The sequence below is a fragment of the Chachezhania antarctica genome (genome assembly GCF_003646465.1).
GTDB lineage: Bacteria > Pseudomonadota > Alphaproteobacteria > Rhodobacterales > Rhodobacteraceae > Chachezhania > Chachezhania antarctica.
In genome coordinates, this window is the sequence record NZ_QZEX01000003.1 from 172720 (window position 1) to 196996 (window position 24277).

Annotated in this window: 22 protein-coding genes; 18 read left to right on the forward strand and 4 right to left on the reverse strand. The window is 66.6% G+C overall.

Annotated features, from left to right (window positions below):
- Positions 1-158: 158 nt before the first annotated feature.
- From D4754_RS07950 to D4754_RS07975, 6 genes are all read left to right on the forward strand, one after another.
- Positions 159-1310: an acyl-CoA dehydrogenase family protein gene (locus tag D4754_RS07950; RefSeq protein ID WP_121062489.1), complete on the forward strand. Its 1152-nt coding sequence runs from the start codon at positions 159-161 to the stop codon at positions 1308-1310.
- Between the two features lies 1 nt (position 1311).
- A complete protein-coding gene (locus D4754_RS07955; protein WP_121062490.1) occupies positions 1312-2232 on the forward strand; it encodes an acyl-CoA dehydrogenase family protein in 921 nt (306 codons plus the stop codon).
- Positions 2229-3017 carry an enoyl-CoA hydratase/isomerase family protein gene (locus D4754_RS07960; protein WP_121062491.1) on the forward strand — a complete coding sequence of 263 codons (789 nt, stop codon included), beginning with the start codon at positions 2229-2231 and terminating at the stop codon, positions 3015-3017. The genes D4754_RS07955 and D4754_RS07960 overlap by 4 nt, the downstream gene beginning before the upstream one ends.
- Positions 3014-4606 (forward strand): AMP-binding protein, encoded by a 1593-nt coding sequence (locus D4754_RS07965; protein ID WP_121062492.1) that lies wholly within the window; start codon positions 3014-3016, stop codon positions 4604-4606. The genes D4754_RS07960 and D4754_RS07965 overlap by 4 nt, the downstream gene beginning before the upstream one ends.
- Positions 4603-6732, forward strand: coding sequence for an acetate--CoA ligase family protein (locus D4754_RS07970; protein ID WP_121062493.1), 2130 nt, complete (start codon positions 4603-4605; stop codon positions 6730-6732). Before D4754_RS07965 ends, D4754_RS07970 begins: the two co-directional genes overlap by 4 nt.
- Positions 6733-6817: 85 nt before the next feature.
- The gene (locus tag D4754_RS07975) at positions 6818-7588 is read left to right on the forward strand and encodes an IclR family transcriptional regulator (RefSeq protein ID WP_121062702.1); all 771 of its coding nucleotides are present in this window, start codon (positions 6818-6820) and stop codon (positions 7586-7588) included.
- Between the two features lie 54 nt (positions 7589-7642).
- On the opposite strand, the gene D4754_RS07980 is transcribed toward D4754_RS07975, so the two are convergent.
- A complete protein-coding gene (locus D4754_RS07980; RefSeq protein ID WP_240453800.1) occupies positions 7643-8518 on the reverse strand; it encodes a DUF1206 domain-containing protein in 876 nt (291 codons plus the stop codon).
- A 539-nt stretch (positions 8519-9057) separates the two neighbouring features.
- Here D4754_RS07980 and D4754_RS07985 point away from each other — a divergent pair.
- The 3 genes from D4754_RS07985 to D4754_RS07995 all read left to right on the forward strand — a co-directional run bounded on the left by D4754_RS07985 (position 9058) and on the right by D4754_RS07995 (position 12362).
- Complete coding sequence (locus D4754_RS07985; protein WP_121062494.1) at positions 9058-10278, forward strand: C4-dicarboxylate TRAP transporter substrate-binding protein; 1221 nt, start codon at positions 9058-9060, stop codon at positions 10276-10278.
- An 87-nt stretch (positions 10279-10365) separates the two neighbouring features.
- Complete coding sequence (locus tag D4754_RS07990) at positions 10366-10899, forward strand: TRAP transporter small permease subunit (RefSeq protein WP_240453801.1); 534 nt, start codon at positions 10366-10368, stop codon at positions 10897-10899.
- Positions 10896-12362, forward strand: a complete 1467-nt coding sequence (locus D4754_RS07995) for a TRAP transporter large permease (RefSeq protein WP_121062495.1) — start codon at positions 10896-10898, stop codon at positions 12360-12362. The genes D4754_RS07990 and D4754_RS07995 overlap by 4 nt, the downstream gene beginning before the upstream one ends.
- A 253-nt stretch (positions 12363-12615) precedes the next feature.
- Here the strand turns inward: D4754_RS07995 and D4754_RS08000 are convergent, their stop codons facing one another.
- The gene (locus tag D4754_RS08000; RefSeq protein WP_121062496.1) at positions 12616-13422 is read right to left on the reverse strand and encodes an SDR family NAD(P)-dependent oxidoreductase; all 807 of its coding nucleotides are present in this window, start codon (positions 13420-13422) and stop codon (positions 12616-12618) included.
- A 130-nt stretch (positions 13423-13552) separates the two neighbouring features.
- Here D4754_RS08000 and D4754_RS08005 point away from each other — a divergent pair, with 130 nt between their 5' ends.
- The 5 genes from D4754_RS08005 (at position 13553) to D4754_RS08025 (ending at position 18758) form a co-directional block, all read left to right on the forward strand.
- Entirely contained in the window at positions 13553-14686 is a 1134-nt protein-coding gene (locus D4754_RS08005; protein ID WP_121062497.1) for a C4-dicarboxylate TRAP transporter substrate-binding protein, read from the forward strand.
- Between the two features lie 9 nt (positions 14687-14695).
- The gene (locus tag D4754_RS08010; protein WP_121062498.1) at positions 14696-15253 is read left to right on the forward strand and encodes a TRAP transporter small permease; all 558 of its coding nucleotides are present in this window, start codon (positions 14696-14698) and stop codon (positions 15251-15253) included.
- A 4-nt stretch (positions 15254-15257) separates the two neighbouring features.
- Positions 15258-16565: a TRAP transporter large permease gene (locus tag D4754_RS08015; RefSeq protein WP_121062499.1), complete on the forward strand. Its 1308-nt coding sequence runs from the start codon at positions 15258-15260 to the stop codon at positions 16563-16565.
- 24 nt (positions 16566-16589) lie between these two features.
- The gene (locus D4754_RS08020) at positions 16590-17255 is read left to right on the forward strand and encodes a TetR/AcrR family transcriptional regulator (protein ID WP_121062500.1); all 666 of its coding nucleotides are present in this window, start codon (positions 16590-16592) and stop codon (positions 17253-17255) included.
- Between the two features lie 261 nt (positions 17256-17516).
- Positions 17517-18758, forward strand: a complete 1242-nt coding sequence (locus D4754_RS08025; protein WP_121062501.1) for an amidohydrolase family protein — start codon at positions 17517-17519, stop codon at positions 18756-18758.
- 31 nt (positions 18759-18789) lie between these two features.
- Here the strand turns inward: D4754_RS08025 and D4754_RS08030 are convergent, their stop codons facing one another.
- Both D4754_RS08030 and D4754_RS08035 read right to left on the reverse strand, forming a co-directional pair.
- A complete protein-coding gene (locus D4754_RS08030) occupies positions 18790-19677 on the reverse strand; it encodes a DMT family transporter (protein ID WP_240453802.1) in 888 nt (295 codons plus the stop codon).
- Between the two features lie 84 nt (positions 19678-19761).
- A complete protein-coding gene (locus D4754_RS08035; protein WP_420837206.1) occupies positions 19762-20367 on the reverse strand; it encodes a helix-turn-helix transcriptional regulator in 606 nt (201 codons plus the stop codon).
- A 102-nt stretch (positions 20368-20469) separates the two neighbouring features.
- On the opposite strand from D4754_RS08035, the gene D4754_RS08040 reads away from it, so the two are divergent.
- The 4 genes from D4754_RS08040 (at position 20470) to D4754_RS08055 (ending at position 24269) form a co-directional block, all read left to right on the forward strand.
- Positions 20470-21669 (forward strand): substrate-binding domain-containing protein, encoded by a 1200-nt coding sequence (locus D4754_RS08040; protein WP_121062503.1) that lies wholly within the window; start codon positions 20470-20472, stop codon positions 21667-21669.
- Between the two features lie 131 nt (positions 21670-21800).
- A complete protein-coding gene (locus D4754_RS08045; protein ID WP_121062504.1) occupies positions 21801-22565 on the forward strand; it encodes an ABC transporter ATP-binding protein in 765 nt (254 codons plus the stop codon).
- Positions 22562-23266, forward strand: coding sequence for an ABC transporter ATP-binding protein (locus tag D4754_RS08050; protein ID WP_121062505.1), 705 nt, complete (start codon positions 22562-22564; stop codon positions 23264-23266). Before D4754_RS08045 ends, D4754_RS08050 begins: the two co-directional genes overlap by 4 nt.
- A 10-nt stretch (positions 23267-23276) precedes the next feature.
- Positions 23277-24269, forward strand: a complete 993-nt coding sequence (locus D4754_RS08055) for a branched-chain amino acid ABC transporter permease (RefSeq protein WP_121062506.1) — start codon at positions 23277-23279, stop codon at positions 24267-24269.
- Positions 24270-24277: the final 8 nt, after the last annotated feature.

The window sequence follows — 24277 nt, forward strand, 5'->3', positions numbered from 1 at the left end:
CCTGCGCTCCCCTCGCCCGTCGATGGTGTTCGTTTCCGAGGATATACTTGTGCAATCCATCGGGTCAAGCACGGCGGAGTTGACAGGCCCATGGCAGATGGTCATGTTCGCGGGGAATTTTGGAGGAGATTGTCCCGACATATGGGACGAGTGAGTGAATGGACTTTACCTGGACCGAAGACGACGCGGCCTATCGCGCCCGCATCAAGGATTTCCTGGCCCGCGAGCTTCCCGCGAACTGGGACGAAATCGCCCGCCATGGCCCCGGCTCTCCCGAGCAGACGGAGTTCAGCCTTGAATTCTGCCCCAAGCTGGCCGCCGAAGGTCTGCTGATCCCGCACTGGCCGGAAGAATGGGGCGGCGCGGCGCGACCCCCGTGGGAGCATTTCATCCTGGGCGAGGAGATGTGGCGCGCGGGCGAGCCCCGGGGAGGGCAGTACATGAACGTGAACTGGATCGGCCCGGTGCTGATGAAGTACGGATCGGCCGAGCAGCAGGCGCAGTACATTCCGCCGATGGCTGAAGGCAAAGCGATCTGGTGCCAGGGGTTTTCCGAACCGGGCGCCGGATCGGACCTGGCCTCGCTGCGCACCCGTGCGGTGCGGGAGGGCGACGACTATGTCATCAACGGGCAGAAGATCTGGACGTCCTATGCCGGGCTGGCGTCGACCTGTTTCCTGCTGGCGCAGACGGGCGGGGCCGAGGGCGGGCGGTCGGGCATCGCGATCTTCCTTGTGCCGATGGACACGCCCGGCATCGAGGTGCGCGCGATCCCCAGCCTGATCGGTCATGGCGACATTCACGAGGTGTTCTTTACCGACGTCCGCATCCCCGTCTCGACCCGCCTGGGCGAGGAAGGGGAGGGGTGGACGATCATTTCCTACGCGCTGGCCAATGAACGCGTGGGCATTCCGCGCTACGAGATGGGCAGTGCCGAGCTGGATTCCATGGTGGCGGAACTGCAGCGCCGCGGGCAGTTTTCCGACAGCGTGGTGCGCAGCCGGGCGGCGGCGGCGGCCGCGGCGTGCGAGGCGGCGCGCCTGCAGGTCTATCGCGTGGTCGACGGACGCGCGCGGGGGGCGGCGCCGGGCAATGAATCGAACCTTGCGCGGGTCGCCGTTGTGGCCGCCGAACAGGCCGTGACGGATTTCGGGATGGATTTCCTGCCGGACGGGTTCTCGGGCTCGGATCACATGTCGATGCTGTCGCATCACGAACGGGCCATCGTCACCGGCATCGCCGCGGGCGCGGCCGAGATCCAGCTGAACCTTGTGGCCCGGCGCCATCTGAACCTGCCGAAGGGGGCCTGACATGCGGTTCGACCTGAACGAAGACCAGTCCACCTACGCGACCTTCCTGGAACAGATGCTGGCCGCGCCCGACACCGGGTTCCAGCCCGTCGAAGGCTGGGGGCGGTACGATTACGGCACGGCGCTGGACGCGCAGCTGGACGAGAACGGCTTCTTCGACGCGGCGCGGGAGGAAGAGCTGGGCAGCGTCACCGCAGCCCTGATGGTGTACGAGGCCGCACAGGTGCCGGTGTGCATCGAATGCGCGGCATCGGCCCTGATCCGGCCGTTCCTGGGGCGCGATGTGTCGCGGCCCTTGGCCGTGGTCGTCGACGACGCGCCGGGGGCGATCCGGTATCTGCCGCAGGCGAAGGGGCTGGTGTCGATCACCGCCACGGGCGTGCGCTATGCCGATCTGCCCGAGGGGGCGGTGCAGCCTGTCGAAAGCCTTTATGCATACCCGATGGGCACCGTTGACCGGGATGCGCTGGACTGGACCGCGCTGGACGTGGACACAGGTGACCTGCGCACGCTGTGGCAGGTGGCGGTGGCCGCGGAACTGGCGGGCGTGCTGAAGGCGGGGATGGATGCGGTGATAGACCACGTGCGCGAACGGCGGCAATTCGGCCAGCCCCTGGGTGCGTTCCAGGGGGTGCAGCACCGGCTGGCGACGGCGGCGGTCGAGATCGAAGGCGCCAGGTTGCAGATGCTGAAGGCGGCGCAAAGCCGGTCGGCGCAGGATGCCGCCGCCGCTCTGGGCTATGTGCAGGGGGTCGCCACGCGGATCACCTATGACCTGCACCAGTTCATGGGCGCGATGGGCCTGACGCTGGAACATCCGCTGCACCGCTGGTCCTACCGGGCCAAGCTTTTGCGGGCGGATCTTGGCGGGTCGTCGGCATCGTACCTTGCCTATGCCACCGAACGCTGGGGCGCGGCATGACACGGCTGCCGGATTTTGAAACCCTGCTGCTGGAGCGGAAGGGGCGGCGGCTGACCATCACGATGGACCAGCCCGAAACGCTGAACGCCTTCGGCGGCAAGATGCATGTCGAGATCGAACAGGCGCTGGCCTTCGCCGGGCAGGACGATGGGTCGGACGTGATCGTCGTCACCGGGGCGGGGCGGGCCTTTTCCGCGGGCGGCGATATCGCCCGGATGCAGCATTTCGTGGACCACCCCGACGATTTCGAGGAGGAAGTGCAGGGTGCCAAGCGGCTGATCTTCACGCTTCTCGACATCGAAAAGCCGGTGATCGCGCGGATCAACGGGCCTGCCGTGGGGCTGGGGGCGACGATCGCGCTGTTCTGCGACGTGACGATCGCATCGGACACTGCCCGGATCGGCGATCCGCATGTCGCCATCGGGCTGGTCGCGGGCGATGGCGGGGCGGTGATCTGGCCGCAACTGGTGGGCTTTCACCGTGCCAAGGAATTCCTGCTGACGGGCGAGATCCTGACCGCCGCCAGGGCCGCCGAGATCGGGCTGGTCAACCACGTCGTGCCCGAGGCCGAGCTGGACGCCGCCGTCGATGCCCTGTGCGACCGCCTGCTGAAAGGCGCGCAACAGGCGATCCGGTGGACCAAGGTCACCATCAATATAGAACTGAAGCGCATCGCGCATGCGCTGATGGATCCGGGCCTGGCATATGAATCGCTCTCCGTCCGCACGGATGAACATGCCGAGCGCGTGAAGGCCTTTGTCGAGCGGGCGGAGAAGAAGCGATGACCCGCGACCGGTTCGCTGGCCGGTTTTCTGGCCGGCTGGCCCAGCTTCAGGCCGCCGGACGGTTCCGGGCCGAGCCTGGGCCCGGGCTGGGGGCCATTGCGCTGGCGCTGACGGCGGAAGATCCCGACCGCGTCGTCATCAGCCAGGACGGCCGCGACATCACCCGCTGGGACATGGTCGCCATGGCCCGCCGGCTGGGCGGCGCCTTGCAGGCGCGGGGGTTGACGCCGGGTGCCGTCGTGGCGTTCCAGTTGCCGAACTGGTGGGAAGCGACGGTCATCAACATGGCCTGTGCGCTGTTCGGCTGGCGGATCGTGCCGCTGCTGCCGATCTACCGCGCGGCGGAACTGGGAACGATCCTGCCCGCCTGCGGGGTCGATGCGATCTTCGTGCCGCCGGCCTCTCCCAAGGTGGATTACCGCGCGACGGTCGAAGGGCTTGCCCACGTGCCCGGCACCATCGTCACCGTGCGGGGGGAGGGCTGCGAATTCGCGGGCCTGCTGGAAAGTGCGCCTGCCACGCCGCAACTGCCGCCCTCGACCGATGCCAAGATGATCATCTTCACCTCGGGCAGCACCGGGCGGCCCAAGGGGGTGATCCACACCCATGCCTCGCTGGATGCCGTGGTGCGGCGGACGGGCGAGTTCTGGGGGATGGGGGAAGATGACGTGCTTTATGTCCCGTCGCCCATCGCCCATATCGGCGGGTCGATCTATGCGTTCGAATTCCCGTGGATCACCGGCTGCCGGACGATCCTTGAAGACGGCTGGGACCCGGCCCGCGCCGTGAGGCAGATGGATGCTGAAGGCGTGACCTTCATGGCCGGCGCCACGCCGTTCCTGCGCGGTCTGCTGGACGCGGCGAAGGCGGCGGGCACCAACCTGCCGGGCCTGCGCCGCTTCATCTGCGGGGGTGCCAGCGTGCCGCCGGAGCTTGTCCGCGATGCGTTGGAGGCGTTCCCCAACGCCATCGTTTCGCGCGCCTATGGATCGACCGAGGTGCCGCTGGCCTTCCCCGGCATCCGTGACCGGGCAGGCGCCCGGGCCCATGCCGATACAGATGGCGAAAGGGCCGTTTCGGTGCGTCTGCTGGACCCGGACCCGACCGGCGCGGGAGAGATCGCCGTGCAGGGGCCGCAGATGTTCGTGGGCTATCTGGACCCGGAGGACGATGCGGGCAGCTTCACCGAGGACGGGTTCTTCATGATGGGCGATCTGGGCCGCATGGTCGACGACAGCTTCGTCGCGATCACCGGGCGGACCAAGGACATCATCATCCGCAAGGGCGAAAACATCAGCCCGCTGGAGATCGAGAACGCCTTGCAGCAACACCCGGGCGTGGCGGCCGTGTCCATCGTCGGCGCGCCCGATCCCGAACGCGGCGAGATGGTCGTGGCCTTCGTTGTCCCGGCACCGGGCGCGGCGTTCGACTTCGCGCAGATGGTGGCGCACCTGGAACAGGCGGGGTTCGCCCGGCAGAAATTCCCCGAGCGGCTGGAGCTGGTGGATGCCCTGCCGATGAACGCCGTCGGCAAGGTACAGAAACCCGAACTGCGCCGGATCGCGGCCAACACAGGATCCACGACATGACCCGAGCCCCCTATACCCGCGATGACCTGCTGCCGCTTTACGATCCGAAAAGCGTGGCGGTGATCGGCGCGTCGCCGCGGCCCGGATCCTTCGGCGGGCGCACGATTGAAAATCTTGGCGGGTTCGATGGCACCGTCTACCCGGTGAACGAGAAATACGACGAGATCGGCGGCCACCGCTGCTACCCCTCGCTTGCGGCGCTGCCCACGGTGCCGGACCTTGTTGTGCTGACCACGCCGGCGGCGAGTATCGAGCCGCTGTTGGAAGATTGCATCGCGGCGGGCGTGTCTTCGGTGATGGTCTATGCCTCGGGCTTTTCCGAGGTCGCGACCGAGGAAGGGCAGGCCGCGCAGGCGCGCATGGCCAGCCGCGCGGCCGAGGCCGGTGTGCGGCTTCTGGGGCCGAATTGCGTGGGCCTTCTGAACTACACCAGCGGCGCGCGGATCACCTTCGCCGGCACGCCGGAAGGGCGGCTGGAGGGCGGTCCGGCCATCGGGCTTGTGTGCCAGTCGGGCGCCCTGGGCTTCGCGCTGGTACAGGCGATGGAACGGGGCGTTGGGTTCTCGCACGTGGTCAGCTGCGGGAACTCGTCCGACGTGGACGTGGCCGACTGGGTTTCGGCGCTGGCCGCCGAACCCACCTGTTCGGCCATCGCCTGCGCCTTCGAAGGCGTGGCCGACCCGCGGAAGTTCCTTGCCGCGGCGGAAGCGGCGTGGGCGGCGGACAAGCCGCTGATCGTCTACAAGATGGCGGTGGGCGAAGAAGGCGCTGCGGCGGCGATGTCGCATACCGCGTCGCTTGCCGGATCGGCGGTGTTGTGGGAGGCCGTCTTCGACAAGGGCGGCGCGGTGTCGGTGCAGGATTTCGACGCGCTGATCGAAACCGCGTGGTTCTTCGCCAAGGCGCCTGCCGCGAAGGGCGACGGGGCGGCGATGCTTTCAGGCTCGGGCGGGGCCGCGATCATGTCGGCGGATTTTGCCGAGATCGTGGGCGTGCCCATGCCCCAGCCTGCCCCCGACGTCGTGGCGCGGCTGGAGGATCTGATCCCCCCCTTCGTGCCGGCGCGCAACCCCTGCGACGTGACGGCGGGCGTGATCAACGACATGGACACGCTGCTGAACTGCGCCGACGCGCTGCTGGGCGATCCGCACTACGCGACGCTGATCTACGGCTATGCCTACGCCTACGAGACGGCAACCAAACGCCAGCCGCGCCTGAGCGAACTGGCGGCCAAGCACGGCAAGCCGATCACCTATGTCTGGCTGACCCAGCTGCTGGAAGGCCCGGGCCGCGTGCAGGCAGAACGCGATCCGAACGTTGCGGTCATAGGTTCGATGCGCCGCGCTTTCGAGATCATCCGGGCCTGGACCGACCGTGCCAAACGGCGCGCGGCGACCGCGGCGGTCGGGGCCGGGCAGCCCACGAACCGGGACGCGGCGGCGAAGCTTCTGGCCGCGGCGACGGGCCGGGCGCTGGGGGAGCAGGCGTCGAAATCCATTCTGGCCGAATACGGCATTCCCGTCCCGCAGGAACGCCTTGTGCAAAGCGCGGCAGAGGCGGCAGAGGCCGCGACGGCGTTCGGATTGACGCTGGCCCTGAAGGTGGACAGCGCGGACATCCTGCACAAGAGCGACGCGGGCGGCGTGGTGCTGAACGTGCAGGGGCCGGATGCGGCGGGCGCGGCCTACGACCGGATCATGGCCGCCTGCCGGCGCGCCCATCCCGATGCGACGATCGACGGGGTGCTTGTGCAGGAGATGGTCCCGGCGGGGCTTGAGATCATTGCCGGATTCCGCAACGCTGAAGGGTTCGGACCGGTTCTGACCTGCGGTCTGGGCGGTGTCCTGACCGAGGTGCTGGCCGACACGGTATCGGCGCTGGCCCCCGTCTCGGTCGACGAGGCGGAGGGGATGCTGAGATCCCTTCGCGGCGCGCGGCTCTTCGATGGCTATCGCGGGGCGCCCGCGGTCGATCTGCGGGCCGTGGCCGGGGCGGTTGCCGCCCTGTCGCAGATCGCCATGGATTTCCCCGATGACCTTGCCGAATTCGACGTGAACCCGCTGATCTGCCTGCCCGACCGCTGCGTCGCGGTCGACGGGCTTGCGGTGCTGGCGGGACGGGATTAGGCGCCATACCTCCCACGTTTCGGGATGCGGGGGGCGTGGCTTCCCACTATGCTGACGGGAGCGTGGACGCGAGGCGAGGATGACGATGAACCAGGATGGAACCCAGGCGATCCGGCGGGCGGCCGCCATTCTGCAGCGCATCGCGCATGTCACGGAGGACGAGCCCACCAGCCTGCGCCGGATCTCGGAATCCGTGGGCCTGCCCCGATCCACCGCGCACCGCATCCTGAAATGCCTGACCGATACCGGGCTGGCGCATTACGATCAGAAGACCCGGCGCTACGAGATCGGGATGCTGAGCTATGAACTGGGGCTCGCGGTGACGGACCGGGTGCTGCAACTGGCCCCATGGGCCGGTGCGGTGGACCGGGTGGCGCAGCGGGCCAACGTGACCACCTACCTGATGCGCCGGTCGGGGATGGAGGCGGTCTGCGTCCACAAGGCCGAAGGCCGGCAGGTGATCCGGGTGATCCCGGTAGACGTGGGCCAGCGCCGGTATCTTGGCGTGGGCGCAGGGGCCACGGCCCTGCTGGCCGGGCTGCCCGACGACACGGTCGAACGGGTGATCGCCGTGGTCACGCCGGAGCTTGATGCCTATTCCGACCTGACGCCCGAGCGGATCCGCGAGGCGGTGGCCGCGACGCGGGCATCGGGGTTCGCGGAAAGCCAGGGCCGGGCCTATCGGTCGATCTACGGGCTGGGCGTGGGGGTCCGCGCCCATGCGCCCGACCCGGACATCGCCATTTCCATCGCCGCCCACGCGCCCGAGGTCGATGACCGCCGGATCGCGGAATGGAAGGACATCATAACCGAGGAAATCGCGACCACCCAGAAACGGCTGGCCGCAGGCGCCTGAGGGGACCGGCCGGGGCGGGCCCGGCCCGGTCGCCCGCCCGCACGGGGCGCGCTCTCAGGACACGGTGTCGTGCAGCTTGCCTTCGGCTTTCAGGCGCGCGCGTCTGGCGAGGGTCATCACGTCTTCGCCGGACCGGCGCGGAACGATGCGGTAGATGGCCTCGACCGCGTTTTCGACCGCGAAGCCGATCAGCCCGAGTGCGAGCACGCCCAGAAGGATCCGCCCGTAGGCCACGGACCGCACCTGGTCCAGCGCCTCGCCCACGCCGCCGGCTTGCTGCGGATCGGTCGTCAGGCCCGCGACCACGATGGTCGCCCCGATGATGCCCACGACGATGCCTTCTGCGATGCAGCCGAACTTCATCACCGGGTCCAGCCGGCTGGCCGTGGGGGTCACCCGGATGTATTCCTTGTAGCGTTCCTGGACGCCCTTGATCACGTAATAGACCCCGGCGCCGATGGTCGCGAGACCGACCCCGACGACGATCCAAGGACCATAGGGCATCTGCATCAGTTGCTGCGTGGCACTTTCCGCGCCCCCGCCACCGCCGCTACCGCCACTGCCGTTTCCCGACCCCATGGCCAGCCGTCCCACGGACACGCCGATTGCGGCGTGGATCAGGCCCGTGACCACGAGACCGATCCGCGCCATGACGCCCTTGGCGTCATTTCCGTAATTGTCGAGGTCGAGCGCGGCGTCGATCAGCCGCCAGACGGCGTAGCATACAAGACCCACGGCGATCACCCACAGCGCCGCGAGGCCCCAGGGCACGCCGCGCAACTGGGCAAGCGCGTCGGTCGTGCCTTCGGCCTGCCCTCCTTGCCAGGCCGCCACAACTGCCAGGCCCCCGACGATGAGATAGACGGCGGCGCGGGCCGCGTAACCGGCGCGCATGACGGGAACCACCCAGGCGGGAGCTTTATCTGACAAGGGAAACCTCTTTTGCTGATTGGAGGTACAGCGCGCGAGATCGTGTTTTGGTTCCGAAGAAAAAGGGCCGGCGGTGCAGACGCCCCCGATGACGGTTCCGTGCGGGCCAGGCTGCCGGTCGGTCGTCGGGGCTGGCGATGGCGGTTGCGATGGTCATCCGGTCCGCGATTGCGCCGGACCTGCCCCGTGCCGCGAACAGCCGTGCGGCCGGGATCGGATGACCACGTGGTGAGACGAAACGCCGTCGCCCGGCCATGTATCCCATATAGTAGGATATAGTTTCAGAATGTGGACATGGGACGTAGGGCTGAAAGGTGGCGGCCTTCCCGCGCAGATCCTTGCCGTAGTGTAGAAGAACAAGGGTTTTCACCTGTTATCAGCCCGGTTGTCGCTCTTTGTGGTCCGGGATGGCCTCTGGAATTGGCAAACCTGTTGAGAAATTCTTGTCCCACAAAGTAGGAGATGCTAGCGTCCGCGCAGGACAGGAGGGTCCGACCGGATCAATCAAGGTTGCCGCGTGCGGCAAAGGGGAGGATGACATGGCATCGAATGGAATTCTGACACGGGTTTCCGCAGTGGCGTTCGTGGCCGCGGCGGGGCTGATGTCGACGACGGCGCTGGCGCAGGCCGACTGGCTGGACGACCTGGAACCCCGGACGCTGAAGCTGGCGGATTTCTCGGGCGACCAGACGGCGAATTTCGGCAAGGCGATGGTGGCCTGGGAAGAGGCGATCACCGATTTCACCGACGGCAAGATCACGTTTGAAAACTACTGGTCGTCGTCGCTTCTGGGGGCGCTCGACACGCTGGACGGCGTGGGCGACGGGGTGGCCGATATCGGCCTGATCATCCCGTCCTACATGCCGCAGAAACTGCCCGTTGCGTCGTGGATGTTCGGCATGGGCGCGGACCTGTCGGGATCGACCGTGCACGACGTGGCCGCAGGCGGCGCCGCGGCGCTGGAAACGCTGCTGACCTACCAGCCGGTGATCGACGAATACGCCCGCCACAACACGGTGATCCTGCAGGCCACGGCGACGCCGGCCTACAACCTGCTGTGCAACACGCCCATCGCGTCGCTGGACGACGCGCAAGGCAAGCGCGCCCGGGCCATCGGCGCGGTCTGGTCCACCACGGTGGAAGCCCTGGGGATGACGCCGCTCAGCATCGCGTGGGGGGAATCCTACGAAGGTCTGCAGCGCGGCGTGTTCGATTGCATGGTCATCAACCCGAACCAGTATGCCGACGGTCTGGTCCTGAAGGACGTTGCGCCGGAATACGTGCCGGTGACGCTGGCGCAGCTGCAGGCATCGACCTGGGTGATGAACAAGGATGTCTGGGACAGCTTCCCGGTGGAACTGCAGAACTTCATCATCGAGCAGAACGTCAAGGCCGCCTATGACATCTGGGCCGGCTATCTCGAGATCGAGGCCAAGGCCGGCGACCTGATCGCCGCGGGCGAGGAGATCCATACCAACGATATATCGGCGCTGGAGCCGGTCGCCGCCGAACAGCGCGCGGCCTTCATCGCGGCGCTGCCGGACTCTGCGCCCGGGCAGGTCGAGAACCCGCAGGACTTCGTGACCGCCTACAAGGACCGGATCGACTACTGGACCAAGGTGCTGGAAGATCAGGGCTATACGGTGGCCGAACGCACGCCCGAAGCGATCATGGAAGCCTTTGCCGGCCTGCGCGATGTCGATCTGTCGGACTTCTACGCGAAGTTCGATGCCGAGGTCACACCGGGCCTGAAGAAGTAACCATCCTTCATGCCGTCCCGGCCCGCCGCTGACCTTCGCGGCGGACCGGTCCATGCAGTGAACGACATGCCGGACCGCACCCGCCCCATGAAAGATCCCGCCCTTCTGCGCGCCATCGACAGGCTGGCCCTTGGTCTGGCCCTGCTGGCGGCCGTGGCCCTTGTGCTGCTGGCGCTGAACGTCTTCGTCGACGTTCTGGGCCGGGCGTTCCTGAAACAGCCGTTCCCCGGCACGCTGGAAATGACGGCGCAGTGGTGGATGCCGACGCTGACGCTGCTGGCCTTCGCCTATACCGAGAAGCGGCAGGAGCATATCAAGGTCACCATCCTGCTGGACGCACTGCCCCCGCGGATGCGGCAGCTGGTCGAAGGCTGCTTCGGGCTGATCGCGACGGCCCTGCTGGTGGCCCTTGCCTGGTACGCCCTGGCGGAGGCGCTGGAGAGTTTCGGCTACGGGGAGACGACGTCCTCCCGCCCGCCGGTGGCGATCTGGCCGTTCAAGTTCGTGGCCGTTCTGGGCGTGGGCGCGCTGGCGCTGCAATCGGCGGCGACCTCGTGGCGCTATTTCACGGGCCGTCTGCCCCTTGGCGCGGCTGATACCCATGAAGGTGAGGCGGTATGAGCGCGACCTTGGCCCAGAATCGGAAACACGGGCTTGGCATCATCATCTTCGTGATCGGCCTGATCATCGCCATCGGCGCCAGCGGCGCGATGCTGTGGGGCGATCTGCCGAAGCAGGTGGTGGGCCTGCTGACCGTGTTGCTGTCGATCGTCCTGTTGCTGATGGGCATTCCCGTGGGCGTCGCCATGTTCGGCGCGGCGCTTCTGGGGCTGTATTCCCTGTCCGGCCTGCGCGTCGTCACCTCGACCATGGAAGGCGTGGCCTATGATGCGACCGCGTCATGGTCGCTGTCGGTCATCCCGATGTTCATCCTGATGGGCATGATCATGTGGAAGACCGGGCTGACGTCATCGGCGTTCGAGGCCGCGCGCCGCTGGCTGGGCTGGATGCCGGGCGGGCTGGCCGTGGCCACGAATTTCGCGGGCGCAGCACTGGCGGCGTCGAGCGGCAGTACCATCGGGATCACCTATGCGCTTGGCCGCGTGTCGATCCCCGAGATGCTGAAATCGGGGTACCATCCGCAACTGGCCGTGGGCTCGGTCGCGGCGGCGGGGACGCTGGGGCAGATCATACCGCCCAGCCTGCTGCTGGTGGTCTATGCGGGCGCCGCGTCGCTGCCCGTGGGGCAGCAATTGCTGGCGGGCGTCGTGCCGGGCCTTTTGCTGGCGGTGGCGTTCGGCGCGATGATCGTGGGGCAGGCGATGCTGCGCCCGGGCCTTGCCCCCCGCGTCGACATGAGCGACGTGACATGGGCCCTGCGGCTGCGGTCGCTTCTGGGCGTGCTGCCCATCGCCATCGTGATCCTGACTGTCATCGGCGGCCTGTTCGCCGGTATCTTCACCGCGACCGAGGCCGGCGTCTTCGGCATGATCGCGGCGCTGTTCTTCGGCGTGCTGCATCAGCTGAGTTCGGGCACCGGCTGGCGCGAGATCGGGGGCATGATCCGCGAAAGCCTGATCGGGACGCTGACCGGAACGGCGTCGGTCTTCCTGCTGATCATCGGCGTGGCGGTCCTGACCCGCGCCATGGCGCTGAGCCAGGTTCCCAATTTCATCGCCAGCGAAGTGGCCGAGCTGGGGCTGGGCCGGATCGAGCTTCTGCTGATGCTGATCGTGGCCTACCTGATCCTGGGCATGTTCATGGACACGCTGGCCATGATGCTGCTGACGATCCCGGTTCTGCTGGGCCCGCTGCAATCGGTGGGCGTCGATCCCCTGTGGTTCGGCGTGTTCCTTGTGGTGATGGCCGAGGTCGGGCTGCTGACGCCCCCCCTGGGCATCCTGACCTTCATCGTCCACCGCATCGCGGCGGACCCGGAGGCCAACCTGGGCCGCGAGATCAGCCTTGGCACCGTGTTCCTTGGCGTCCTGCCGTTCGCGCTGACGGCAATTGCGGTGGTGTTGTTGCTGATCTTCTTCCCGGGCATCGTCACCTGGCTGCCGGGCAGCAGCGCGAGCCTTTAGGGTGGCGGTGCGTGCAGAGCACGCACCCTACGGCAGCCCGCCCCGCGCCTCCGGGTTCTGCCGCTGCGGGCGTGTCGGAGTCAGCCCGGCCTCCGGCGGGAGTATTTGGGAAGAGAAGAAACCGGGGGCGCGCCCTTTTGGTGCCGGGTCTCGGAATATCCCGGTAGATTCGCGCCGGGGATGCGGCCGGGGCAGCGCCCCCGTTTCCGCACGTGGCCGGGTGTGACACGCCGCAGGTCGTGGCCCGTTGCGCCTAGGCGCCGCGGTTTTTCGCCACCCGTCGCATGTAGGCCAGATGACCAATGGCGATGCGGCTGCCGCCGTTGACGGGGATGGTGATGCCCGACACCCATTCCGCTTCGTCGCTGGCCAGGTAGACGCAGGCCGAGGCGATGTCGTGCGGCTGGCCCAGGCGGCCCATGGGGACCGAATCGATCTGCTTCTGCGCGCGGTCGCCGGACAGGACGGCCGAGGTTTCCTCTGTCACCACGACACCCGGCGCGACGGCGTTCACGCGGATGCCCATGTGGCCCCACTCAACCGCCATCGTCATCGTCAGGTTCTCGACCCCTGCCTTCGCGGCGCCGTACTGGCCCGTCATCGGGTTGGGGTGCGAGCCCGAGCGCGAGGTGATGTTGATGATCGACCCGCGGCCCTGATCCCGCATCGCCCGGGCTGCTGCCTGCGCCGCGAAGAAGGCGGATTTCATGTTCAGGTCCACGACCCGGTCCCACTGGCCTTCGTCGATGTCGATCAGCGCCCCCACGTCGCCCCGGGCGGCGCTTCCGGCGTTGTTTACCCAGGTATCCATGCTTCCGAATGCCTCCTGCGCGCGCGCCACCAACAGCGGCGGGGTGGCCATGTCGGTGATGTCGGCCGGGACCGCGACGGCCCGTCCGCCGGCGGCCTCGATCTCGGCCACGGTCTCCTCCAGCGGCGCGGCATTTCGGCCCGAACAAACCACGTTCGCCCCGGCCGCCGCCATCGCCACGCTGATGCCCCGCCCGATGCCGCGGCCCCCGCCGGTGACGACGACGGTCTTCCCTTTCAGGTTGAACATGTTTCCCCTCCTTCGTTCTTTACTTTGGCTTGCTGTCCGGTTAGCGAATGGATGTCGCTTGCTCGCCAGTTAGCGAAACTTTTCAAGGGAAGGCAATCGCCGGAATGCGCGTTGCCGAAGGGAGGACTTCATGACGATTTCACGCACCAGCGTTTCGCTGGCCGGCGCCTGCACGATTGCCGCCAGCCTGACCATCGCCCTGCCGGGCGCCGCCGCGGCCGAGGAGCTGCGCGTGGCCACCGGGACGGCCTCGCAGAACGGGCTGAACAGCGGCGTGGTGGCCTTTGCCGAGGCGTTCGAGGCGCTGACCGACGGCAAGTACACGACCGAGGTCTATCCCGGCACGCTGCTGAAATTCGCCGAGATGACGAACGGTGTCCGCGACGGGATCGTCGATATCGCCTACACCATCCCGGCCTACAGCCGCGCCGAATTCCCCTATACCAACATGGTGACGGATGTGGTGACGGCATCGCCCGACGTGGTGGTGATGACCGGCGTGATCAGCGATTACGTCCTGAACGAATGCGAGCCCTGCCGGGACGAGTTCCGCGCGCAGAACCAGCTGAACCTGGGCTTCAGCGCCGTCGGCCCCTACTACCTGATGTCGCAGGAAAAGATCGCGTCGATGGACGACTTCGCCGGCAAGACGATGCGCGGCGTGGGGGCCTTCGGGCGCTATGTCGAGGCGATGGGCGCCAAGGCCGTCGTGATCCCGTCGGGCGATATCTACGAGTCGCTGAACCAGGGGACGCTGGACGGCAATACCCAAGGCCTGGACACGCTGAAATCGCTCTCGTACGGCGACGTGGTGGATTACGTGCTGAACGTGCCGATCGGCCTTTACCTGGGCTCGTCCGTGTTCACCGTGAACCGCGACCTGTGGGACGGGATGACCGAGGAAGACAAGGCCGCGATGCTGGAAGCCGCGGCCCTTGGCCATGCCCACGTGACCGTCACCTATTACGGCGAAAACCAGGCCTACCTGCAGGACCCCGCGCTGGGGGGCGCCGAAACGGTTGAACCCGACGCCGCCCTGCAGGAAGCGACCGAGGAGTTCTACAAGACCGAGATCGAAACCGTGGCCCGGCTTGCGGTCGAGAAGTACGGCCAGGAGGACGCGCCGGACCGGATCGACGCCATCGTGGCGCTTGTCGACAAGTGGGAAGCGGCGTTCGAAGGCGTGGACACCACCGATGTCGATGCCGTGGCGCAGGTCTACTATGACCAGCTGTTCGGCAAGCTTGACCCCAACGCCCTGTAAGGAGCCGACATGCGCCTGATCGGAGTGATCCTTAACCGCCTGGCCAACGGGTTCGCCCTGATCGGCGCGGCCTGTGTCGTGCTGATGATGGTCCAGGTGACGGCCGATGTGCTGCTGAAGAACCTCTTCACACTTCGCATCCCGTTCACCCAGGCGCTTGTCACCAACTGGTACATGGTCGCGGTGGCCTTCATGCCGCTGGGCCTGACCGAAATCCTCGACCGGCATATTTCGGTCGAGGTGCTGTACCAGACGTTGGGGGCCGGCGTGCGCCGCGTGCTGGGCGGCGCCGTCTGCCTGTTTGCCGCGCTGATCGCCGGAATCATCACCGTGCCCCTGTGGGACGAGGCGATGAAGAAGCTCCACGCCGGGGCCTTCGTGACCGAGAACGGCCAGGATATCTCGATCTGGGGCGGCTATTTCTTTCCGCCGGTGGGCTTTGCCCTGCTGGTGGTGATCCTGCTCTACCGTGTCGTCGTCCTGTGGACCCCGCTGCAAAGCGGGATGGGCGAAGTGCCGGTGGACCGTATCGACGATGTGCGCGACGCGATGCGCGAAGGGGTCTGAGGCCATGGAACGCGAAATTGTCGGCCTGATCGGCCTTGGCCTGATGCTGGGCCTGCTTGTACTGCGGGTGCATATCGGGATCGCGCTGATCTCGGTCTCGTTCGGGGGGATCTATTACCTGATCGGCCCGCGCCCGGCCTTCGGGATGCTGTCGACGCTGCCCTACGACTTCACCGCCAGCTGGACGTTGAGCTCCGTGCCGATGTTCCTGCTGATGGGCTATGTCTGCTATTATGCCGGGCTGACGCGCGGGCTGTTCCAGGTGGCGAAAAGCTGGCTGGCGTGGCTGCCGGGCGGGCTGGCCGTTGCCACGATCTGGGGTTCGGCCGGGTTCGCGGCGGTGACGGGATCGTCCATCGCCTGCGCCGCCGCCATGGGCCGCATCGCCATCCCCGAGATGCAGCGCGCGGGCTATGACATGCGGCTGGCCACCGGGTCGGTCGCGGCCGCCGGTACGCTGGGCGCGCTGATCCCGCCGTCGATCCTGCTGATCCTGTTCGGTGTCTTCGCCGAGGTGCCGATCGCCAAGCTCTTCATCGGCGGTATCGGGGCCGGGCTGGTGACGGCGATCCTCTACATGGCCGTCGTCGTGGGGCTGGCCCTTGTCCGCCCCCACATGGCGCCGCGGCTGAAGGAGCTTCCCCCGATGGAGGACCGCATGCGCGACCTGCGCGAGACATGGCCGATCCTTGTCCTGCTGGTCGTTGTCATCGGCGGGATGTTCGGCGGCTTCTTCACCGCGACCGAAGCCGGGGCCGTGGGCGCGCTGGCCGCGATCCTGATCGCGCTGACCAAAGGGTCGCTGTCGCGCGAGGGGCTGTGGGACTCGCTGAAGGAAACCCTGCTGACGACATCGTCGCTGTTCCTGATCGCCATCGGTGCCACGCTGCTGACCCGGTTCCTGACGCTGTCGGGCACGGGCCACATGATTGCCGACGCGATCATCGCGATGCAGGCCAACACGCTGATCCTGCTCTTGGGAATTTCGGCCATCTACCTTGTGCTGGGCATGTTCCTAGATCCGCTGGGCGCGATGCTGCTGACGGTGCCGGTGCTGCTGCCGATCCTCGACGATGCCGGGATCTCGCTGATCTGGTTCGGGGTCTTCCTGGTCAAGTTCCTTGAAATCGGGATGATCACGCCGCCCATCGGCATGAACGTCTTCGTCATCAAGGGCGTGGTGGGCAGCGAGGCCAGCCTGACCACGATCTTCCGTGGCATCTTCCTGTTCCTTGCAGCGGATGCGATAGCGGTTACGCTGTTCATCGCCTTCCCTCAGATCATCCTGTTCCTGCCGGGTCTGATGGAATGACCGAGAAGGGAGCGTAGCGTGACCATGTCCAAGGATCCCGAACCGCAGGCGGTTCAGCTGGGCCCCAAGCAACGGCGCAGAGAGATCTCTGACCGCAGGATGCTGCGCGCCGCCACGTCGCTGATCGGGCGGAAGGGCACGGCCGGGGCCAACCTTGCGCAGATCGGCATCGACGCGGGCTACAGCCGTGGCCTGCCGGTGCAGCGTTTCGGCACCAAGCTGAACCTGCTCGAAGCCGTGATCGACGCGATCCAGGACAGGTTCATGCGGCACGTGGCCAAGCGCGTCGGATCGAAGACCGGCTGCGAGGCGATGGTCGAACGGATCCGGTTCCAGCTTGAGGCCGTGCGCGACATGCCGGAAAGCGCCGTGGCGCTTTACCAGCTGATCGTCGATTCCTCGGGCGCCATTCCGGAACTGAAGCCGCGGATCACCGAGCTGCACAAGGCCTACCGCGACAACCTGCGCGAATACATGCTGCAGGCCGAGGCGATGGGCCAGCTGCGCCCGGACATCGACATCGAACAAAGCGTCCGCGCGATTTCCGGCACGATTTCCGGCATGAGCATCCAGGCCATCGTCGATGAAACGACCGACCGGCTGGGCGACGACGCGACCTTCATCGCCGATCTCTTCGTCACGCGCGTGGCCCGCCCCGAACACGCGCCGGGCACCGGGCAGCATGAATGAGGCCGGGCACCGGCCGGCGTGGAAGGTCTGACATTCGCACCGTGGCAAGCTCGCGGACCATGTCTGGGTACTGACGCGCCGTCGCTGCGAGAGACGCCCGGCGTTCAGGCACGCAAGGCGTTGTTTTCAACGGCCCCCCGAAAGTCTACGAAGGGAACGCGCGGTGCTGCGGGTTCACAGGCCCGCACGATGAATCGTGGGAGATCCACGCGTGGCAAAAGGGCGGATTCGCCCGGGGTCTTGACGAAGGACAGCGACGACATGGCATTCGATCTTCTGATAAAGGGCGGCACCTTGCCCGATGGCAGCCGGGCCGACATCGGCATCACGGGCACCACGATCACGGCGGTGGAACCGGAGATCACGGCGGACGCCGGGGAGGTGATCGACGCGGCGGGCAAGCTCGTCTCGCCCCCCTTTGTCGATCCGCATTTCCACATGGACGCGACGCTGTCCTACGGCACGCCCCGGATCAACGCGTCGGGAACGCTCCTGGAAGGCATCGCGCTTTGGGGGGAACTTCGCGCGGTGCTGACGCCGGAGGAGGTCGTGGACCGCGCGCTGGAATATTGCCGGCTTGCGGTGTCGAAGGGCCTTCTGGCGATCCGGTCGCATGTCGATGTCACAGATCCGCGCCTTGCCGGCGTCGAAGGCCTGCTGGAGGTCCGCGAGAAGGTCCGCGACGTGATCGACCTGCAGCTTGTCGCCTTCCCGCAGGACGGCTGGTATCGCAGCCCGGGGGCGGAGGAGAACCTGATCCGCGCGCTCGACATGGGTGTCGATATCGTGGGCGGTATCCCGCATTTCGAACGCACGATGGAGGCGGGCACGGCATCGGTCCGCCGTGCGTGCGAGATCGCGGCCGAGCGGGGGTTGATGGTCGACCTGCATTGCGATGAAAGCGACGATCCGATGTCCCGCCATATCGAGACGCTGGCGGCGGAAACCATTCGCCACGGGCTTCAGGGCCGGGTCGTGGGATCGCACCTGACCTCGATGCATTCGATGGACAATTACTATGTCGCCAAGTTGCTGCCACTGATCGCGGAGGCGCAGGTCGCCGCCGTACCCAACCCGCTGATCAACATCACGCTTCAGGGCCGGATGGACACCTTTCCCAAGCGCCGCGGCCTGACCCGCGTGAAGGAAATGCGCGCCTTGGGGATCGAGGTGGGGTTCGGGCAGGATTGCACAAAGGACCCGTGGTATCCGCTGGGCGGGGCCGAAATGCTGGATGTGGCGTTCATGGGCCTGCACGTGGGCCAGTTCACCAGCCCCGACGAGATGCGGTCCTGTTTCGAGATGGTCACCGAAACCTCGGCCCGGATCATGGGACTGGATTACGGGCTTGGCCCGGGAAAGCCCGCGTCGCTGCTGGTGCTGGATGCCCCCGATCCGGTCGAGGCGATCCGCACCCGGCCCGCACGGCTTGCCGTGATCTCGAAAGGCCGGGTCGTGGCCCGGACGCGGCCGGCCGAGACGGAGCTTTCACTGTCGATCTGACCCTTGCCACATCGGTTTCCGCGGCGCGCTCTCACGGACGGGCGTCGACCTTGCGTTCCCGCCAGATGACGTAAAGCCCGCTGGCGATGATGACGGTCGCGCCAAGGATCGTGGTGGCGACCGGCACCTCGTTCCAGATCAGCCATCCAAGGGCGGTGGCCCAGACGATGCCGGAATAATCCAGCGGCGCCACGATGGCGGCGGGGGCGAGGCGGAAGGCCTGGGTCATCATCGTCATGCCTGCCGTGCCGAACAGCGCGATTGCCGCGAAGAGCCACAGGTCGCCCGCGCGCACCGGGCTCCAGACGAAGGGCACGATGACCGCGCTCAGGATCGCGCTGGTGCCGGTCAGGTACAAAAGCATCGTCCACGGGCTTTCGCGCGGGTCCACCCATCGCGCGCCCAGCATGAGGATCGCATAGAGAAAGGCGGTCGCGACCGGCAGGAGCGACGCGGGCTGGAACGCCGCCGCGCCCGGGCGGACGGCGATCAGCACGCCTGCGAAGCCCGCGCACACCGCGAACCAGCGGCGGGGGCCGACATGTTCGCGCAGGACAAGGGCCGACATGGCCGTGATGAAGAGGGGCGCCACGAAGATCAGTGCCGTCGCCTCGGCCAGTTCGAGGGTCTTGAAACTGGTGAAGAACAGCACTGTCGCCGCGATCCAGAGCGCGCCGCGCAGCACGTGCGCCGCCGGTTTGTGGGACCGCAGGGCGCGGGCGCCGCCCATCTTCAAGGCCAGCAGGATGGCGAAGGGCAGGGCGATCACGTTGCGCAGGAACAGGATCTGGAGCGGCGAATAGCCCGCCACGAGAAGTTTCGCCAACGCATCGTTGATGCTGAGGCACGCGACGCCCGCGCACATCAGCGCGATGCCCGCCGTCTTGCTGCCATCCCTGCCTGCGATGTCACTGTGCACGCCGACCCTCCCCGCGGTTTTCCGGGACCATGCCTGAAGAGGCCGGGGCAGGGTAGGGGGGTGACGCGGATTGGTGCCGGACGCTCAGTTGCCGCTGCGCGACACGACGTGATCGCTGCCGATGCCCCCCAGCGAATGGAACAGCCCGCCCGTGTTGTTCACGCCGAACTTCTTCAGCAGCTTCGCGCGGTAGACCTCGACCGTGCGGTGGGAGATATCCAGTTTCTTGGCGATCTCCTTGCTCGTCAGTCCATCCGACAGGTACGAGATGATCTCGCGCTCGCGCCGGGTGAGCGGTACGTAGGGGCGGGTTTCGGACAGGTCGGCAAAGCTCCAGACCGCGCGCATCAGGGGTTCGTCGGGGGTGAAGGAATGGCCCCGGACGCGGCACCAGAACAGGTGGCCGGACTTGCGCGCCATGATGCGTTCGTCCCAGTAGGTGTTGGTTTCGCGCAGTTGCGCCACGCCGCGGTCGCGGATGTTCACGAACTCCTCGTCCGACGGATACAGCACCGCGAAGACCTGGTTGCGCAGATCGTCGCGGGTGTAACCGAACATGTCGGCGAAGGCCGCGTTGCAATCGCGGATTACCCGGTTTTCGGTGATCACCAGCCCCACCGGCGCGAAGGCATAGGCCAGGGCCGCGAAGTCCCCCGTGCGGTAGGCCTCATCGATAAGTATTTCCACGATCTTGCCCCGGTTCCCGTCTGCGGTGATCCTCTGCGCGCAAGGTAGGGCAACCCGGACACCGGGCGCAACGCTACGCCGCCCTACCCCAATGGGAGGAATACCATGAATATCGTCAAGCGACTTGTCGCTACGGCCGCCTTTGGCCTGATCGCCGCCACCGGCGCCCACGCGCAGGAGCCGATCAAGATCGCCCTGCTGCACGGTCTGTCCGGTTCGGCCTTCGAAGCGTTTTCGAAACAGGCGCAGACCGGGTTCGAGATGGGCATCGAATACGGCACCGACGGCACCAACGAGATCAACGGCCGCCCGATCGAGCTGATCATCAAGGACACCCAGTTCAAGCCCGACGTGGCCCGCGCCGTTCTGGCCGAGGCCTACGGCGATGCCGAGGTTCTGCTGGCCGTCGGCGCCACGTCTTCCGGCGTGACCGTGGGCATGCTGCCCATCGCCGAGGAATACGAGAAGATCCTGATCGTCGAACCCGCCGTGGCGGACAGCCTGACCGGGCCCGACAGCAACCGCTATGTCTTCAAGACCTCGCGCAATTCTTCCATGGACATGCAGGCGCAGGCGCTGGCGCTGAACCCGGACGAAGACCTCGTGGTCGCCACGCTGGCCGAAGATTACGCCTTTGGCCGTGACGGCATCACCGCGTTCAAGTCGGCGCTCGACGGGACCGGCGCGGAAGTCGTGGCCGAGGAATACGTGCCGCAGGGCACGACCGATTTCACCGCCGTGGCCGAACGCATGTTCAACGCGCTGAAGGACAAGGAAGGCCGCAAGGTCATCCTGATCTACATCGCCGGCGGTGGCGACGCGCCGGGCAAGATCCAGGCGATGGATCCCAGCCGCTATGGCATCGAGATCTCGATGGGCGGGCACATCCTGCCGGTTCTGCCGACCTACAAGCGGTTCCCGGGCCTCGAAGGCGCCGTGTATTATTACTACGAAGGCTTCGACAACCCGATCAACGACTGGCTGGTCGAAGAGCACATGGCCCGTTTCGACAGCCCGCCGGACTTCTTCACCGCCGGTGGCATGTCGGCTGCGCTGGCGGTCGTGAAGGCCCTGAAAGAGGCGCCGGATTACGAGACCGAGACGCTGATCGAGACCATGGAAGGCATGTCGTGGGACACGCCCAAGGGCGAAATGACCTTCCGCCCCGAAGATCACCAGGCGCTGCAGGACATGCTGCACTTCAAGATCAAGGTGGATGAAGATGTCGAGTGGGCGATCCCGGAAAAGGTCCGGATCATCCCTGCCGATGAGATGAACATCCCCATCGGCCGCGACAACGGCTGACCCGGATCGCCGCTGACGGGCCGGTTCTCTGCCGGCCCGAACAGTTCTCCGGCCCCCTCTCCCGCCCGGCGGGAGAGGATCGGCAGGCCGCCTGCCGCCTTTTTCCCCAGACGATCGGGACGCCCCAGACCATGTCCACCCCATCGCTTGTCACCCAGGACCTGACGATCCGTTTCGGCGGTCACGTCGCGGTCAACCAGGTGTCCTGCGCCTTCCACCCCGGAGAGCTGACGGTCATCGTCGGCCCCAACGGCGCCGGGAAGACGACCTATTTCAACCTGATCTCGGGGCAGCTGACGGCGACGTCCGGCAGCGTCACGAAGGACGGGACCGATATCACCCGGATGTCGCCCTCGGCCCGTGCGCGCCACGGGATCGGCCGTGCGTTCCAGCTGACGAACCTGTTTCCGCAGCTGACGGTTCTGGAAAACATCCGCCTTGCCGTGCAGGCGCGGGCGGGCGACGGCTGGCGCATGCTGCGCCCCGTGTCCAGCTTCCGCGGGCTGACGGCCAAGGCCGAACATTACCTTGAGGCCACCCGCCTGACGCCGCTCGCGCATCAGAAAGCCGCGAACCTGCCCCATGGCGACCAGCGCAAGCTGGAGGTCGCCCTGCTGATGGCGATGGAGCCCGACATCTACATGTTCGACGAACCCACCGCCGGCATGTCGCTGGACCACGCGCCAGACGTGCTGGACCTGATCCACCAGATCAAGGCCGACCCGACCAAGACGGTGCTGCTGGTCGAACACAAGATGGATGTCGTGCGCGCGCTGGCCGACCGGATCATCGTGCTGCACAACGGCGAACTGCTGGCCGACGGCCCGCCCGCGGAAGTGATGGGAAGCCAGATCGTCCGCGACGTGTACCTTGGCACATCGGAGGGCGCGGCATGAGCCTTCTGTCCCTGAACAACGTGAAAACCAATATCGATCAGTACGCCGTGCTGCATGACGTGAGCTTCGAGGTCGCCGAAGGCGGTGTCTTCGTCCTGCTGGGCCGGAACGGCGCGGGCAAGACGACGACGCTGCGGTCGATCATGGGGCTGTGGAAGCCCTCGCCCGGGTCGATCGCCTTTCGCGGGCAGGACATCACCGGCCTGCACACCGCCGATATCGCGCGGCTGGGCATTGCGTATGTGCCCGAGAACATGGGCATCTTCGGCACGCTGACGGTGGACGAGAACCTGGTCCTGGCCACGGCCAAGGGCAAGATCGACTCCACGCGGCTGAAATGGGTGCATGGCCTGTTCCCCGCGCTGGAGAAATTCCGCGACAAGCAGGCCTGGTCGCTTTCGGGCGGGCAGAAGCAGATGCTGTCGGTCGCCCGCGCGATCATCGAACCGCGCGAACTGATCCTGATCGACGAGCCCACGAAGGGGCTGGCCCCTTCGATCGTCGAGGCGATGGGCGAGGCGTTCCGCGAGATCGCGGAAAACAGCACCATCCTGCTGGTCGAGCAGAACTTCAACTTTGCCCGCAAACTGGGCCGCGACATGGCCGTGATCGACGACGGCAAGGTCGTCCATGCCGGAACAATGGCAGAATTCGCGGCAAATCAGGAGCTTCAGGACAAGCTCCTGGGCCTGTCGATGTAGGGAACGGGACATGGAACAGGTAAGCAAGACATTCGAAAAACTGGGCGGGGTGAACCTTCTTCCCATCATTCTGGGCGCGGTGGCCTTCGTGCTGATTGGCGCGCCGTCGTCATGGGTCACGCTGACGGTCGCGGGGCTGGCCATGGGGATGATGGTGTTCCTGATGGCCTCGGGCCTGTCGCTCGTGTTCGGGCTGATGGACGTGCTGAACTTCGGCCATTCCGCCTTTGTCAGCTTTGGCGCCTTCATCGCGGCGACGGTGCTGGGCGGGCTGTCGGGCTGGCTGGCATCGGACAGTATCGCGCTGAACGCGGCAGCACTGGTCGCGGCCTATTCGGCGGCGATCCTTTTCGGGCTGGTGGCGGGGTGGTTCTTTGAAACCGTCATTATCCGCCCCGTCTACCGCGATCACCTGCGCCAGATCCTGATCACCATGGGCGCCATGATCGTGGCCGAACAGACCATCCTCGCCTTCTGGGGCGGCACGCCCTATTCCGTCCCGCGCCCGCATTTCCTGGAAGGGTCGTGGATCATCGGAGACGTGAGTATCGAGATCTACCGCGGCTTTGCCTTCCTGCTGGGGCTGGCGGCGTTCATCGGGCTCTACGTCCTGCTGAACCGCACCCGGATCGGCCTGCTGATCCGCGCGGGCGTCGAAGATCGCGAAATGGTGGAATCGCTGGGCTTCCGGGTCGACCGGATGTTCATCGGGGTGTTCATGCTGGGCTCGGCGCTCGCCGCTTTGGGCGGGGCCATGTGGGCTGGGTATGAAACGCTGATCACCCCCGCGCTGGGGGCCGAGATGATGATCATCGTCTTCATCGTCGTGATCATCGGGGGGCTGGGATCCATCGAGGGCACGCTTCTGGGCGCGCTGCTGGTGGGGTTGATGTCGAATTACCTGGGCTTTCTGGCGCCCAAGATGGCGCTGGCGTCGAACATGATCCTGATGGTGGCCATCCTGCTGTGGCGTCCGAACGGGCTGCGCCCGGCCGTGAAATAGGGGAACGG

Coding starts and splice junctions, on each gene's coding strand:
- D4754_RS07990 (WP_240453801.1), top strand. CDS start 10,366: ATGAAAGATCCCGCCCTTCTGCGCGCCATCGACAGGCTGGCCCTTGGT.
- D4754_RS07960 (WP_121062491.1), top strand. CDS start 2,229: ATGACACGGCTGCCGGATTTTGAAACCCTGCTGCTGGAGCGGAAGGGG.
- D4754_RS07965 (WP_121062492.1), top strand. CDS start 3,014: ATGACCCGCGACCGGTTCGCTGGCCGGTTTTCTGGCCGGCTGGCCCAG.
- D4754_RS08040 (WP_121062503.1), top strand. CDS start 20,470: ATGAATATCGTCAAGCGACTTGTCGCTACGGCCGCCTTTGGCCTGATC.
- D4754_RS07955 (WP_121062490.1), top strand. CDS start 1,312: ATGCGGTTCGACCTGAACGAAGACCAGTCCACCTACGCGACCTTCCTG.
- D4754_RS08055 (WP_121062506.1), top strand. CDS start 23,277: ATGGAACAGGTAAGCAAGACATTCGAAAAACTGGGCGGGGTGAACCTT.
- D4754_RS07970 (WP_121062493.1), top strand. CDS start 4,603: ATGACCCGAGCCCCCTATACCCGCGATGACCTGCTGCCGCTTTACGAT.
- D4754_RS08050 (WP_121062505.1), top strand. CDS start 22,562: ATGAGCCTTCTGTCCCTGAACAACGTGAAAACCAATATCGATCAGTAC.
- D4754_RS08010 (WP_121062498.1), top strand. CDS start 14,696: ATGCGCCTGATCGGAGTGATCCTTAACCGCCTGGCCAACGGGTTCGCC.
- D4754_RS08025 (WP_121062501.1), top strand. CDS start 17,517: ATGGCATTCGATCTTCTGATAAAGGGCGGCACCTTGCCCGATGGCAGC.
- D4754_RS08045 (WP_121062504.1), top strand. CDS start 21,801: ATGTCCACCCCATCGCTTGTCACCCAGGACCTGACGATCCGTTTCGGC.
- D4754_RS07950 (WP_121062489.1), top strand. CDS start 159: ATGGACTTTACCTGGACCGAAGACGACGCGGCCTATCGCGCCCGCATC.
- D4754_RS08020 (WP_121062500.1), top strand. CDS start 16,590: ATGTCCAAGGATCCCGAACCGCAGGCGGTTCAGCTGGGCCCCAAGCAA.
- D4754_RS08015 (WP_121062499.1), top strand. CDS start 15,258: ATGGAACGCGAAATTGTCGGCCTGATCGGCCTTGGCCTGATGCTGGGC.
- D4754_RS07995 (WP_121062495.1), top strand. CDS start 10,896: ATGAGCGCGACCTTGGCCCAGAATCGGAAACACGGGCTTGGCATCATC.
- D4754_RS07985 (WP_121062494.1), top strand. CDS start 9,058: ATGGCATCGAATGGAATTCTGACACGGGTTTCCGCAGTGGCGTTCGTG.
- D4754_RS07975 (WP_121062702.1), top strand. CDS start 6,818: ATGAACCAGGATGGAACCCAGGCGATCCGGCGGGCGGCCGCCATTCTG.
- D4754_RS08005 (WP_121062497.1), top strand. CDS start 13,553: ATGACGATTTCACGCACCAGCGTTTCGCTGGCCGGCGCCTGCACGATT.
- D4754_RS08000 (WP_121062496.1), bottom strand. CDS start 13,422: ATGTTCAACCTGAAAGGGAAGACCGTCGTCGTCACCGGCGGGGGCCGC.